Annotated in this window: 12 protein-coding genes and 1 tRNA gene; 9 read left to right on the top strand and 4 right to left on the bottom strand. The window is 50.7% G+C overall.

The window, feature by feature from the left end:
* Positions 1-9: 9 nt before the first annotated feature.
* Positions 10-807: an N-acyl homoserine lactonase family protein gene (locus HMPREF0860_RS05870; RefSeq protein ID WP_021330441.1), complete on the bottom strand. Its 798-nt coding sequence runs from the start codon at positions 805-807 to the stop codon at positions 10-12.
* Positions 808-878: 71 nt separating this feature from the next.
* A complete protein-coding gene (locus HMPREF0860_RS05865; protein ID WP_021330454.1) occupies positions 879-1,466 on the bottom strand; it encodes a class II aldolase/adducin family protein in 588 nt (195 codons plus the stop codon).
* Between the two features lie 235 nt (positions 1,467-1,701).
* On the opposite strand from HMPREF0860_RS05865, the gene HMPREF0860_RS05860 reads away from it, so the two are divergent.
* From HMPREF0860_RS05860 to HMPREF0860_RS05815, 9 genes are all read left to right on the top strand, one after another.
* Entirely contained in the window at positions 1,702-2,433 is a 732-nt protein-coding gene (locus HMPREF0860_RS05860; protein ID WP_021330476.1) for a FadR/GntR family transcriptional regulator, read from the top strand.
* Between the two features lie 186 nt (positions 2,434-2,619).
* Positions 2,620-3,879: a ribose-phosphate diphosphokinase gene (gene prs, locus HMPREF0860_RS05855; RefSeq protein WP_021330486.1), complete on the top strand. Its 1,260-nt coding sequence runs from the start codon at positions 2,620-2,622 to the stop codon at positions 3,877-3,879.
* Positions 3,879-5,099 carry an FGGY-family carbohydrate kinase gene (locus HMPREF0860_RS05850; RefSeq protein WP_038082285.1) on the top strand — a complete coding sequence of 407 codons (1,221 nt, stop codon included), beginning with the start codon at positions 3,879-3,881 and terminating at the stop codon, positions 5,097-5,099. Before prs ends, HMPREF0860_RS05850 begins: the two co-directional genes overlap by 1 nt.
* Positions 5,096-5,752, top strand: coding sequence for an HAD family hydrolase (locus HMPREF0860_RS05845; RefSeq protein WP_021330458.1), 657 nt, complete (start codon positions 5,096-5,098; stop codon positions 5,750-5,752). Before HMPREF0860_RS05850 ends, HMPREF0860_RS05845 begins: the two co-directional genes overlap by 4 nt.
* 52 nt (positions 5,753-5,804) lie before the next feature.
* Positions 5,805-6,659 (top strand): MBL fold metallo-hydrolase, encoded by an 855-nt coding sequence (locus HMPREF0860_RS05840; RefSeq protein ID WP_231364381.1) that lies wholly within the window; start codon positions 5,805-5,807, stop codon positions 6,657-6,659.
* A 42-nt stretch (positions 6,660-6,701) separates the two neighbouring features.
* Positions 6,702-6,775, top strand: a tRNA-Arg gene (locus tag HMPREF0860_RS05835).
* A gap of 346 nt (positions 6,776-7,121) precedes the next feature.
* A complete protein-coding gene (locus HMPREF0860_RS05825) occupies positions 7,122-8,153 on the top strand; it encodes a thiamine ABC transporter substrate-binding protein (protein ID WP_038081117.1) in 1,032 nt (343 codons plus the stop codon).
* The gene (locus HMPREF0860_RS05820; RefSeq protein ID WP_021330478.1) at positions 8,150-9,790 is read left to right on the top strand and encodes an ABC transporter permease; all 1,641 of its coding nucleotides are present in this window, start codon (positions 8,150-8,152) and stop codon (positions 9,788-9,790) included. Before HMPREF0860_RS05825 ends, HMPREF0860_RS05820 begins: the two co-directional genes overlap by 4 nt.
* Positions 9,783-10,481 (top strand): ABC transporter ATP-binding protein, encoded by a 699-nt coding sequence (locus HMPREF0860_RS05815; RefSeq protein WP_021330435.1) that lies wholly within the window; start codon positions 9,783-9,785, stop codon positions 10,479-10,481. Before HMPREF0860_RS05820 ends, HMPREF0860_RS05815 begins: the two co-directional genes overlap by 8 nt.
* Before the next feature lie 119 nt (positions 10,482-10,600).
* On the opposite strand, the gene lysS is transcribed toward HMPREF0860_RS05815, so the two are convergent.
* Positions 10,601-12,196, bottom strand: a complete 1,596-nt coding sequence (gene lysS, locus HMPREF0860_RS05810; RefSeq protein WP_021330460.1) for a lysine--tRNA ligase — start codon at positions 12,194-12,196, stop codon at positions 10,601-10,603.
* Positions 12,197-12,502: 306 nt separating this feature from the next.
* Positions 12,503-14,164 carry a putative manganese-dependent inorganic diphosphatase gene (locus HMPREF0860_RS05805; protein ID WP_021330438.1) on the bottom strand — a complete coding sequence of 554 codons (1,662 nt, stop codon included), beginning with the start codon at positions 14,162-14,164 and terminating at the stop codon, positions 12,503-12,505.
* Positions 14,165-14,388 lie beyond the last annotated feature (224 nt).

The raw sequence follows: 14,388 nt of genomic DNA, 5'->3' as shown, positions 1-14,388 counted from the left end.
ATCCTCACTTTATTTCCCGTACACTCTGCCGGAAGCGATAATATCAAGCATTTCAGGCGCGTGAGTTGGGAGAATGAATTCGATGCTCTTGGCACGTCGTTTAAGTTCGACGATACTGTTCCATTCATCGACGATATTGAGGAATCTGCCCGGCGGTGTTATTTCATAATGAATCTGCGGTATTTCTTTTAAATTATCATAAGTAAAAATCAGATCACCACAGCAGTGATATTGCCCTTCGGAAGTATTGACGACGACGGTCTGGTGGGCGACGGAATGTCCCGGACTGGGATATACATAGATGCCGTCCATTATTTTCGCTTCACCGTCAAGGAAGTTGAATGCACGCCCTTTGAATTGCGGTTCTCGACCGATTACCGGATATTCGTAAGACTTATAGTAAATCGGAATCGGATTTACCGCAAAGTCGTACTCTTTTCTCTGCACATACAAATCTGCGTTCGGAAATTTATCAAGGTTGTAAACGTGATCCCAGTGGAGATGAGTAAAAATTACATCCGTGATTTCCTTAGGATCGATGCCGAGCTTTGTCAGCTGTTCGTGCACCGCCATACCTTCCGATTGTATAGACCCCGGATGGTGGTATTTACCGGCAATTTCGGTATCGCTCATGCCGAGATCGACCATAATCTTTCTGCCGCCGCCTTGGACGAGAAAAACGGTTACGGGAAGTTTTACGTCGCCTGTGACATCGTAAAATTTATGCGTACTGAAATGATACAGGTACGTCGCCTTGTTGGAATTGACGAGTCCGGTATTGATGGGGGTGATAGTATAATTGGTCATCTTTTTCTCCTTGATGAATAAAATCGTTTAATCCGTGTTTTATAGAAACGATATCTCTGTCGTTGCGATATTCATTTCATCTGTTCCCATGCGATTTGAGCCGTTTCTTCGATTAACTCTGCGATCTGTCCGGCTTTAACGGGGTTGGAAGCTACAGCTACGATGCCGTGCCCTTTCAAAATAAACGCTGCGGTCTCAGGATCGCTGTCCATCACTGCAAACACTTTCGGAAGCTCATCTTCCGTAACGGCCTGTGTTTTGACATCAATGCACTGTACGGGTTTTTTGAGTTTCAGCTGAGAATGCATCGTTACCAAAGGCAGTTCGTCAAAATTCAGCGAAATCAAAATGGCGTAAGGGCTGTGCGTATGCACAATACCGCCGATATTTGCATAACGCTTGTAGAGATTGCCGTGAAGCGTAGACTCCCTTGTCGGTTTATACGTACCTTCTTGAAGATTGCCTTCGAAATCGGTTACGGTCAGATTCTCTTCATTGCACTGTCCATAGGAATAACCGCTGGGCTTTACGATCATCAGATCCGTCCCGGGTATGCGGACACTGAGGTTGCCGCCCGTCCCCGTTTGGATGCCGCTTTCGTAAGTCCTTGCTGCCGCTTGCAGGAATTCGTTTTTTGCTTTCAAAAATTCTCGATACATACAGCAAAATCCTCCTTTTCAAATAATTTACAACTGGATTATAATATACATACCAATATCCGTCAAGCATAAAATTACCTAATATTACTTATTCTTTATATTATAACAAGTTACATATAATTATTTGGTATATCCGAATACAACCGGTAATATATTCATCAATTATTGGAATAATATATACCAAAGACTGATTGCCAGTTACTATAAATCGAAATTTCAGCTATAATTAAAAAATATGACACGCAGAAGATTGAGCGATGACATTTATCATGATCTCGAGCAAAAGATTATGACGGGGGAATATCATATCGGAGATAAGTTTCCTGCAGAACGCAAACTGGCGGAGTTTTACAATACAAGCCGTATCCCTGTCAGAGAAGCCATCAAACTGCTTGCGATACGGGGCTTTATAAAAACTACGAGAGGATCCGGTACCGTCATAATTTCACAGGGAGACGGCTCCTTTGACATGGACGGCATCGAACGAGAACGCAAGCTGGATTCCGAACGGTTGCTGCTGGAATCCATTAGAATGCGTATCGTGATCGAGTCCGAAGCGGCCAGAGAGGCGGCTTTAAATCGAACGTCGGATGATATTAAAGAAATACAAAATGCGCTGTTCGATTCGATCAATGAAATTCGAAAACTCAAATTAAAAAAAGCAAATAGTTTTTTCGAATCCGATTTGCGTTTTCACAGATCCATCGTCAATGCATCATACAACGATTTTTTAAAGCAATGCTATGAAACCCTTTCATATTCGATCTCCGCTCATCAATTTTGGAGTCTTAAATATACGACGCCGCGCGACGAAGTCGTCACGTATCACACGCAGATATATGAAAGCGTTCTCGACGGCAATGAAGGCAAAGCGTACGCTGCAATGAAAAATCACTTAAAACGAGTGGAAATGCTGTTATCGCAAAAAGCATCGGATGACAGGCAGCCGCAAATCGAAGATATATAGCCTTGAACGGTTGGAAAACCAAAACGCAAACGTAAGCTAAAAATCGAAATCCCGCCGTTAGACCAAAAATTGTCGCACTTCAAGACAGCAGATCGCCGCCTGTTCACAATCGTCCGATTGTCACATCGCAAAAAAAATGATACTATGAAAACCACGCGTGAAATCGCGAAAGAGGGGTCTTGAATCATGCCGTATTCCGAACCGATGAACCTGGCCGTCGTTGCATGTCCGGGCGGAGAACGTTTCGCCGACGAAGTGATCACGCATCTGAAGCACATGTACAAGCATCGTTTTACGCTTAAAAACGATGTCATTTCAAAACGCTACGAACTGAATAAAGACGATCTTGTCAAAAAAATCAATTTCGAAAACGATATCGACGCGCCCGAACTCTACATCAAAGGCGATGTGACGAAATATCGCGCGCCGTCTTTTAAAATTCCCGCGCGCTTTACGTTTTTTGCAAACGGCGAATTCAAAACCGAACTGCTCGAATCCATACGCGGAAAAGACGTCTATATCTTCCAAGACATAGAAAATCACGAAGAGCTTTCGCTGAACGACGGCACGAACAAAGCCGTTCTTTCCGTCAACGACCACGTCATGTCCATGCTCGTGACGATCGATGCGGTCAGGCAGGCGGGATCTGCGGCCATTACGCTTGTCGTGCCCGCCTACCCCTACAGCCGGCAGCACAAAAAAAAGGGACGCGAAGGACTGACTGCGAGTATGCTCGGCCACATTTACGAATGGCTCGGCGTAACGCGGATCATTACGCTCGACATCCACTCGCGCGAAATCGTCAATGCGTTCAGTTCCGTCAATCTCGAAAACCTGCACGCAAGCTATCAAATCATCCGCGAGCTGAGCAAGATCGTCGACTTGACCGGTGAAACGGAGGATTTGGTCGTCGTATCTCCCGACACCGGCGCGATCGACAGAAATAAATTCTACGCGGTCGGATTAAAGCTGCCGCTTGCGATGATCTACAAAGAACGCGATTATTCGATCGTCACGCAAAACGCAAAGAATACGAACATCAAATCGATTAAACTGCTCGGCGACGTGCACGGTAAAGTCGCCTTCCTTGCCGACGATATGCTCGGCACCGGCGGCACCCTTTTAAAAGCGATGGGCTTTTTGAAAGAACAGGGTGCGACGAAAGTGATCGCCGCGATCAGCCTGCCGTTTTTTACCGGCAACGCGATCGACCTCTTCGACGAAGCGTACCGACAGGGGCTTTTTTACCGCATCATCGGAACGAACGCCGTCTATCACGAAGCGCTGTGCAAACGGGAATGGTATATCAACACGAGCGTAAGCGGTCTTTTTGCAAACGTCATCATGCGCGTTCACTATAACCAATCGCTGAGCCGCCTGCTCGAAAACCGCACGCTCATTGAAAAGATGGAAAAGCAGACCCAGCCGCTGCAACCGAAAACATGATGAAAAAGACCGTACTCTCGGCCGACATCGGAACGACATCGCTGAAAGCCGCACTGATCGATGCCGAGGGCAATGTCAAAGCGTTTGCGAAAGAATCGTTTGAAAAGCCGGATGAACGGCATATCGCGCAAAGATGGTTTCCCGCTCTGTGCAGTGCGTCGAAAAAACTCATCGATGCGGCCGGAAAAGACGATATAGCGGCGATCGGCATTTCGGGAAACGGGCCGACGATCGTTTCCGAAGACGGAACGACGCTCTTGTGGAACGCCGACATAAAGCCCGTACCGATCGCGGGAACTCTTGCCGCGCATTCTCTTTTTATCCCGCGCATCGCGGCGTTTCGCGAGCTTTTTCCCGCCGAATGGAACGCTTCCCCGTATATCTATTCCGGGCCGGAATACCTCATTCATAAACTCACCGGATCGAATTTGACGATTTTACCGGAAGCGCGCTACGAGAGCGCATATTGGACGCGCGAACAGCTCGAAGCGGCATCCCTGCCTGAAAGCAAACTCCCGCCCTACGTTCCGATCGCAAGCGATGCGGGAGCGACGCACGAAAAAGCGACGGCTTCTCTCGGCTTAAAAAAACCGGTACGTGTTTTTTGCGGAGGCCCGGATTTTATCGCCGCGATGATCGGAACGAATTCCCTTGCCGTCGGAAAGATATACGACCGCGCAGGTTCCAGCGAAGGCGTCAATATCTGCACACCCTTTCCGCTGCACGCAGAGCGCGTGCGCTCCCTGCCTTCCGTCATGAGCGGACTTTGGAACGCGTCCATACTGCAGACCGAAAGCGGGCGCATGTTCGTCAACTACAAGACAATCGTCGAAGCGATTATGGAAAGAGAGTTTTCATACGAAGAACTCATCGCGTACTGCCTCGAACACCCCGAAAGCGACGGCTTCGAAATCCTGTCGCTCATCGCCGAAAATTTGCACCGGTCGTTTTCCGTCCTGCTCGCAGCTGCCGAAAAAAACAATATCCGCGTCATCCTTCCGGTCGTCGTAACCGGCGGCCAGACGAAAAACGAACAATGGATGCAGATGAAATGCGATTATGCAGGCATTCCGCTTGCGCTCACTTCCTGTCCCGACGCGGAGCTTATAGGAGATGCGGCTGCGGCCTTTACGGGATTGGGCGTGTACGGATCGCTCGAAAAAGCCGCTTCTTCCCTCGTAAAAATTATTAAAACATACAAGCCGCGGAGCGCCCTATGAAAATCTGCCGCCTGCCCGAAAAGATCAAAACAATTATCTTCGACATCGATTCGACTCTGTACACGAACGGCGCATACGTGTCTCATCAAAGCGAAGTTCAGCTCCGCCGTTTCGCAAAAGTACGCGGCATATCCGAAAGAGAAGCCCGAACGATGTTCGACGATTACCGAAGCGAATGGTCGAAAACGCACGGCGGACAAAAAATAAGCGAAAGCAATACCTTTGCCGCGCTCGGCATCCCGATCGAAACGTGCGTCGCGTGGAGGAACGAGCTCATCGAACCGGCCGATTTTTTATCGCGCGACGAAAGACTCCTCGAAGCTTTGCAGACGCTTAAAAGATCGTATGCGCTCGTCTGCGTTACGAACAATCCCGTAAGTGTCGGACGTAAAACGCTTTGTGCGCTCGGCGTCGAAGACTGCATCGCGAGTGTCATCGGGCTCGATACGTTCGGAAAATCGAAACCCGCGCGGGAACCCTTCGAAAAAGCAGCCGAAGAGACGGGAGCCGAGATCGCAGAATGCCTCAGCGTCGGAGATCGTTACGATATCGATATCGTTCTGCCGCTTGCAATGGGCATGGGAGGAATCATCGTTGACGGGGTTTCGGACGTGTACGAACTGCCGAATGTGTTGAATTTTTCGTGTAAATAATTTTTGCACGACAAATTGTTTTTATTTCATTTACCGTGTATAATATAGAAATATGAGGTCTATCGTGAAAATCAAAAAGCTTGAGCAGACAATCGAATTTACGAGCGACGGCAGTCTCCGTTTCTTTTTTATCGGAACGGGAAGCGCCTTTGCGAAAAAGTATTTTCAAAACAACGTGTTGATTATAAAAGGCAAAGATCACGTGCTCGTCGACTGCGGAGCCGTCTGCCCTTATGCGATGTACACGTATCATTCGTCCATCGCGTCCGTAAGAAATTTGCTCATCACACATTCTCACGCGGATCACATCGGGGGGCTCGAAGAAGTCGCGCTCGTCGGCCGCTATACGACGAAGATCCGGCCGAAGATGGTTATCACCGATCAGTATAAAAAAATTTTATGGAACCAATCGCTCAAAGGCGGCTGCGCATACGGCGAATATACCGACGGCGCTTTTATGACCTTCGAAGATTATTTCGATCAGATAACGCCGCGCCAAATCGCGCGACAGCCCCGTCCGCTCTACGAAGCGAACGTCGGATCGATCAACATCAAACTCTACCGCACGCATCACATTCCCGATAAAACGGGTTCGTGGCGCACATCGTTTTATTCGGTCGGCGTACTTATCGACGATCGCATCCTCTTTCCGGGCGATACGCAGTTTGACAGGGAGCTCCTCGATTGGATGTGCGGTTCGTACGACATCGAATACATCTTTCACGACTGCCAATTTTTCCCCGGAGGAGTACACGCGTATTACGAAGACTTGAAAACGCTTCCGGCAGACATGAAAAAGAAAATGCTTCTGTGCCACTACGGCGACAACGTCGATCAATACGACGCAAAAAAAGACGGTTTTGCGGGATTTACAAAGCGCGGCGTCTATTACGATTTCGGAACATAATGCGTCCGGCTGCCGCGCCCGTATATTAAAAAAGTGTTGTTTGGTCCATTAGCTCACCTGGATAGAGCGATTGCCTCCTAAGCAATAGGTAACGCGTTCGAATCGCGTATGGGCCGTAATTAATAATTATTAAAATTTTGAAACGGGGCGTTGCGGGCTTCGCCCGCCGGTGCCTGCGCAATTCCGCTTTCGCTCCAGCCGTCCCGCTCGCATATCTCGCTCCGACGGCCGCTCCGCGTTGCTCCGGCGCCTAACGCGTGTGCCCAAGCTTGCGCAGATCTTGCCTGAGTGCCGCACAAAATCCTTGACACAAAACCGCACGTGCCTTGACGCAAAAAAAAACTTTTACTATACTGCTCTCATAACCGGGGTGGAAACGGCACTGCCGCGACCTGAGATTATACCCGCAGAATACCGTATGGTATTCCAACCTGATCCGGATAATGCCGGCGGAGGAAGACTATGAACGCTCATCGTTTTATTCTTTCAATTTTATTAATCATCAATCTTTTCGTATCGGCTGCATGCAGTAAAAAGGCCGTGCAAAGCGCACAAAAAAAGGAAGTCGTCATCTACACATACGATTCCTTTATGAGCGAATGGGGACCGGGAAGCGCGATCGCAAGCGGCTTTGAAAAAGCGACGGGCTTTTCAGCCGTATACGTAAACTGCGGAGACGCCGCGCAGGTGCTTTCGAAAGCAGTCCTCGAAAAAAACAACGTACAGGCGGACGTGCTCCTCGGCGTGGACAACAATTTAATAAACAAAGCGCGGAAGGAAAACGTCCTCGTTTCTTTTAAGCCCAAAGGCGCCGATGAGGTCATCCCTTCAGAGCTTTCGGACGGCTTGGGCGGCGATTGGCTCCTTACGCCCTACGACTGGAGTAAATTCGCACTCATCTACGATACGCAGTCGAATACACCCGCGCCGAAAAGCCTTGAAGATTTAATAAAGAGCGAATACGCAAAAAAACTCATCCTTATGGATCCGAGAACGAGCACGCCGGGGCTCGGATTCGCCGCGTGGACGATCGCCGTATTCGGAAGCGATTACGAAAGCTATTGGCAAAAGCTCAAGCCCGCAGTATTGACGATGGCATCCGGCTGGAGCAGCGGTTACGGTCTTTTCACAAAGGGGGAAGCGCCGCTCGTTGTCAGTTACGTGACGAGCCCCGCCTATCACATCTATGCCGATAAAACGAACCGCTACCGAGCGCTCGTCTTTCCGGAAGGGCACGTCGAACAGATCGAAGGCGCGGGTATCGTAAAAGGCGCGCCGAACGAAAAAGGCGCAAAAGCGTTTATCGCCTACCTTATCGGAAGTGAAGCGCAAAACGCAATCCCGCTCACGCAGTGGATGTACCCGGCAAATAAAACCGTCGTCCTTCCCGAATGCTATGCGCTTGCATCGCCTGCAGAGTCGAAAACGCTCACGTACAACGCGGGCGAAGTCGAAGCTGCCGTTCCGCGCATCATCGAATCGCTCGGCAAATGACGAGAAGCCGCACCGGAAGCGTCGAATACGGAGTATGCGTGTTCGCTTCGGTACTTTTCATTTTAATAATCGGCGCTTTCGCTGTTCCCCTCGCCGCTGCTTTTTCACCGCTTTTTGTAAAAACCGAAAGCACTCGCATCGCAGGCGGATATATAGCACGTACGGCGCTCCGTACCCTCGCCATCGCATTTTTTTCTACGCTGACGGCTGCGGCAATCGGCATTCCCGCAGCTTTTTTTACCGCAAACAGAAGCTTTCCGGGAAAACGCTTTATCCTTTCGCTTTCCGCCGTTCCGTTGTGCGTTCCGTCGCTCATCGTCGCCCTCGGTTTCGTTTCCGTATTCGGCATCAACGGTGCGGTTAATTCTATTTTAATCAAAATCTTTCATCTGAAAAATGCACCGTTCACGTTCCTCTATTCGACGGCGGGCATCGTCATCGTACAGGGCTTTTACAATTTTCCGCTCGTCACCGCAGTCGTTTCCGCCTTTTGGGAAACGCTTTCGCCCGTAAAGCGCGACGCCGCACGCATGCTCGGAGCGAACGAGAGGCGCATCTTTTTTACCGTAACGCTGTACGAGCTTTCACCTGCCGTAACCGCGGCATGCGTCCCCGTTTTTCTTTACTGCTTTTTCAGCTTTATGATCGTACTCCTGTTCGGGAGCGCGGGTTCTTCGACGCTCGAAACGGAAATATATCGAGCCGCGCGCGCTTCCCTCGATTTTAAAACGGCGGCAACCCTCGCACTCATCGAAACGATGTGTGCCATGATCGTGCTCTTTGTCTACGGCGCTTGTCGAAGTACGCAAGAAAGGGGAACAGCCGAGTATATGGAGAAAAAAGACTCACCTCCGATAGGGCACGCGCCCTATGAAGAAAAACGCACGAAAATACTCGAATGCGCTTTTGCTTCAGTCCTCGCCGTCCTCATCGCCTTTTTTTTTCTTGCACCGCTTGCGGGTATCGCTGCCGGAGGATTTTCCGGAAAAGGCGGCATTTCGTCCTTTATTAAAATTATCAACTCAGCGGGATTCAAAAGCGCGCTTTTCGGTACGTGCATAACGGCCCCCTGTACCGCCCTTTTGTGCATCACCGCAGGATTTACCTATGCCGCATATATCCGCATCCGCGATCCGTTCGGAACATCCGAAATGCTCAGGACACTTCCCATGCTCCCGATGGCGCTTTCCTCGGTCGTCATGGGAGTCGGCATGACGATCGCCGTGCGCCGCGCATCCGTAGCGACGCTCGTTTTTGCCGAAGCCGCCCTCGCGTGGCCGCTCGCATTCCGGCAAATTTACGCATCGCTGTGCGCCGTGCCGCAGTCAACGCTTGACGCAGCCCGCATGCTTTCGCCGGTCGCACCCGATACGGTGTTCCGCATCATGATTCCGTCGGCAAAGCGCGGTATCGTTTCGGCATTCGGTTTTTGCTTTGCGGTGAGTATGGGAGATACGGCGCTGCCGCTCGTTCTTTCCGTACCGCGCTTCGACACGCTTTCGCTATACACCTATCGCCTCGCATCGGCATACCGATTTTCCGATGCGTGTATCTCCGGCACGATCCTGTGTGTCTTGTGCGCCCTTGTCTTTGCGCTCGGGAAAAAAATTAATAATTTCGGAACCGTTTATGGATAATTATTTTTGTGCGAAAAATCTCTTCCGCGTGTGGGATTCGGTTACCGTTGACTTTTCCTTTACGGCAGTAAAGGGTACGATGACGGTCATCGTCGGAAAAAGCGGCAGCGGAAAATCGACCGTACTTCGCCTCATCGCAGGACTCGAAGAGCCGAGCAGTCGAAACGATAGAAAAGCATGCGTCATAACGCTCGCCGGGAAAGAACTTTCAAAGCTCGCTCCGGGAAAACGAGGGATCGGCATGGTCTTTCAAAGTCCCGCGCTCTTTTCACATTTGACGGTTGCCGGAAACGTCGCGTACGCGCTCCGTTGCAAGGGTGTCGGCAAAAAAGAGGCGGAAGCCGAAGCTGAAGCTTATATCGCTGAGTTCGCTCTTACAGGCTTCGGAAAACGGATGCCCGATACGCTTTCGGGCGGCGAAGCACAGCGCGTATCGCTCGCGCGCACGCTCATCGCAAAGCCCCCCCTCGTCCTCTTCGACGAACCGCTTTCGTCGCTCGACGCGCCGCTTCGAAAAAAACTCGCATACGATATCCGCAAAAGCCAAAGGCGCGAAGGCTTTACCGGCATCTTCGTTACGCACGATATAGCCGAAGCGAAAGCCGTCGCAGACAAAATCATCGTACTGGAAAGCGGACGAAAAAAATGGGAAGGGCTGCCTGAAAATTTCAGCGAAGCGATGCTCGAATAACGGGACATTTACATAAAAAATCGGCGGCCCCCCCCCCGTCGTCTGCACGGGGAACTTCGCGCAGGATTTACGAGCATATCCTTTCACAAAGTGCACCGTAAACGCCGCACTTTGTATCCTCAATATTCGGCGAATATCCTTTCGAGCTTTTCTTTTCCGATAATCTTCATAAAGCTTGCAAGGCGCGGCCCCTGCTCTTTACCGATGAGCACGCGGTACATGATACCGAAAAGCTCTTTCGGCTTAATGCCGCATCCGACGGCAGCGTCGTAGATCTTTTGCGAAAGCTCCTGCTCTCCGCTCGATTCGACAAAGGGCAGCACATCGCTTTTCATCTTTTCGACGACCGCTTTTTCCGCGTCGCTTAACGCGACCGCCCCGCTTTCGATCCGGAGCGCAAATTTAAAATCTTCCGGCGCGCATTCGGTGATCCAATACCACGCACACTCGCATCGCCGCTTCAAACAGTCTTTTTGTTCGTCCCGGACATCGCCCAAAGATGCGATAACCGCGTCGATGTCGCCGGAATACGTCTGTAAAAGCGTCGTCAGCATTCTAAAGCCGATTTGATAGGGCATGACACGCGGCAGCTCGGACTCCACTTGAGCAAGCAAATAGACGCGCTTTTCGTGATTTGCAACGTCGTCGTTTTTCGCCTGTTCGAGCCCCCATGCGATGCGCTCGGTGCGGTCGTATGCTTCATACATCGTAATGACGTCGAGATCGAAGCTGATCGCAAATTCGTGATCGACTTTGTTGACGGCAAAAATATAGCGCAGCACTTCCGGCTGGTACACGCAAAGCGCATCGGAAAGCGCGATGACTTTGCCCTTCGACGACGACATCTTTCCGGGGATTCCCTTTAAGCCGACAAAATCGTATTTCATCGTAACGGGTGCATCCCAGCCGTACACTTTTTTCGAAACGAGTTTTGCCGTATCGTAAGAACCGCCGGGACTCACGTGATCTTTTCCGCCCGGCTCGAACACCACTTTTTCTTCGTTCCATCTCATCGGCCAATCGACTCTCCAGCCGAGCTTAAAGCCCTTCGACGTGCGGAGATCTTCCGCCGCTTCATGTCCGCATTCGCACTTATACGATACGCCGTATTCGCCGTCGTAGCCGGTGATCTCCGTCGTATCGCGATCGCACTTCGAACAAAACACCGAAACGGGCCAATACGCTTCGTCGGCTTTCATCTTGTGCGCGTCGTCGCGGTATTCGTTCAGACACGATTTAATAAGCTCGCGATTTTGCATCGCCTTTTTCATGCCTTCGGCGTAGCGGTTTGCACGGTAGCGCTGCGCCTGATATAAAAATTCAGGATGTATACCGACTCTCGGAAGCTCCCGCTCGATATCGACTTCGTGATGGCGCGCATAGTTTGCATCGCGCCCTGTCGTATCGGGCACCATCGTAATCGGAAAGCGCAGATATTTTTTCAGCTCGTCCTGATTCGGCATATTCGCGGGCACTTTGCGGAACACATCGTAATCGTCCCACGAATAGATAAATCGCACGTTTTTGCCGCGGTCGCGCAGCGCGCGCACGACCAAATCGACCGTGATGATTTCACGGAAGTTCCCGATATGCACGGTACCCGACGGCGTTATACCCGAAGCGCAGGTATATAAATCTCGCTCGCCCCGTGCCGAAACGATATTGTCCGCGACGCGGTCAGCCCAATGGCACAAAAGTTTTTTATCGATACCCATAACATTCCCTTATTAAAAATTATTCGTGCGGAGGGTTTAATACCCCGACGCTCTGCGTCGTAACAAAAGGTATTAAAGCCGACTGCAACCACCTTATGAGAACACACAGTGCGAAACGTTGAGCACTGTGCCCCGACGCTCGCGTCGGGGTTGTTGATTAATTATTATTCCGACCGATCGACGGCACGGATATTTTGCTATAATAGCACGCGGTCGGAAGAAAAACAACCGCCCGTTCAAAGCTATTCGCCCGCGCGAAACCTCTCGCAAAGCCCACGTGCAACTACCTGCGCGCAAAGCCTCCCGTCACGCTTCGTATGCGTGCAGCTGCTCGGTCACAAGCGGGATGAGCTGCTTTTTGCGGGACACGACATCTTTCAAATAGTAGATATGCTCTTCAAGGCGGGGAAAGGTAACGAGAGATAAAAATTTTTCGTCTCCGACCAAAAACAGCATACTCGACAGCTGCGTGATGTCCGTAACGAGGAGCGCCGAAAAAAGCGCTTTTCGCGATCGCTGCTCGATTTCGAGCTCTTCGATGAATTCTTTTTTGCGGTCGAAAATCTCTTTCGTATCGTCGACTTCGATTTGACTCACCGTATAATTCACTTTGCCCTGCACATACTCTTTCATATCCTGTCCGACAAGGTCGTGCGTGCTCCGCCCTTTGATGCGGCTGCCGGCGGCGATCACGTCTTTGCCGAGCTGCTTGACGTCGAGACCGGTGATGTCGGAAAGGTATGCTGCCGTCTCCCGATCTTCGTCGGTCGTCGTCGTCGACTGCAGGATGAGCGTGTCCGAAAGGATACCGCACAGCAAAATGCTCGCAATTTCGCGCGGGATCGATACTTTATTTTCACGGTAGAGATTCGTTATCAGTGTTGACGTAGAACCGATGGGTTTCGAAATAAACATAATCGGATAATCGGTGGAAAGAGTTCCGAGCCGGTGATGATCGATCACTTCGCGTATGCGGTAATGCTCGATGCCGTCGACTGCTTGAGAAGCTTCATTATGATCCACCAATATCAATTCGATGCCGGGCTCCTGCAAGAGATCGTGTTCGGAAATCAAACCGACGAGTTTTTTATCGTCGTCGATGACGGGAAGGCAGCGGCACGGAGACTCCTGAATGAGCGGTCGTATCTTAGCTACCGTATCTTCAGGATGCACGGGAGGAACGTCGGCGTCCGCCATAACCGAAACGGGTGCAGCATACGGAATGAGCATGGCCGTTGGGGACGTCGCATAGGGACTGATGATAACCGACACTCCCCTCTCTTCGGCTTTTTCGCGCAGCTCTTTTTTCAGCGCCTTTCCGAGCGTGACGATAAGGAGTTTGACACCCGCATCGATCGCCGCACTCTGTATGTCTTCACGGTCTCCGGTGATGACGACGGCGTTTTCGTTGTTGTGCTCCGAAAGCGTTTTTGTAAAGGTTTCAAGCGACGCCGCCCCGACAAGTACCGACGCTTTAAACACGGCGTTTTCGTCTTTGACGATTACCGGCTGCGCGTGTATCGTGCGCGCGATGAGCGCGATACTCGCCGGAAATGCCGTCTTGTGTTCGGGATTTAAAACGGCGAGCACGTTTTGCGCAAATATATTGTAATGCAGCATCGCCATATACGCGCCCTTTTCGTCGACGACCGGCAGCACGCGGCTTTCGAACCTGTCCATCGCGCTGATGGCATCCCACACCGATTCGTCTTCCCCGACCGCATCGCACGAACCGCTCATAAAGTAGGCGACTTTCGGAACGACGTTGGGGATATATTTCGGATAAGGCACTTTAAAGCGGTTAAACACGTATTCCGTCTGCGGAGAAAAATGCCCCGCTCTGCACGCGACATAATTTTTTTGACCGAGCAGCTCTTTTAAGCGCGCATACGCGGTCGCCGCAACGCCGCAGTCGGTGTCGGGATTTTTATGTCCGATTATGTAAACGGTCTTCTCTTTCATATTCATAGACGATATTTTCGTGCAAATTTCCCCCTTTGTCAAACAATTATAACCGGGCGGGAATCCATCAACCGGCGGATACAAGCGTCACGGAAATCCATTTTTAATTTTCAATGGGCAATGAGGCGGTCTAGAGTTTTCCATTTCAATGAGGACGCGAAGCGACACCGTGCCGTACATCGAGCGAAGTTCCCCGCGCAACCTTGCAACGAGCGCGAAGCGCGAAGTTC

Source organism: Treponema socranskii subsp. socranskii VPI DR56BR1116 = ATCC 35536 (assembly GCF_000468115.1).
Taxonomy (GTDB): Bacteria; Spirochaetota; Spirochaetia; order Treponematales; family Treponemataceae; genus Treponema_D; species Treponema_D socranskii.
This window is presented reverse-complemented; position numbering and strand designations above follow the sequence as displayed.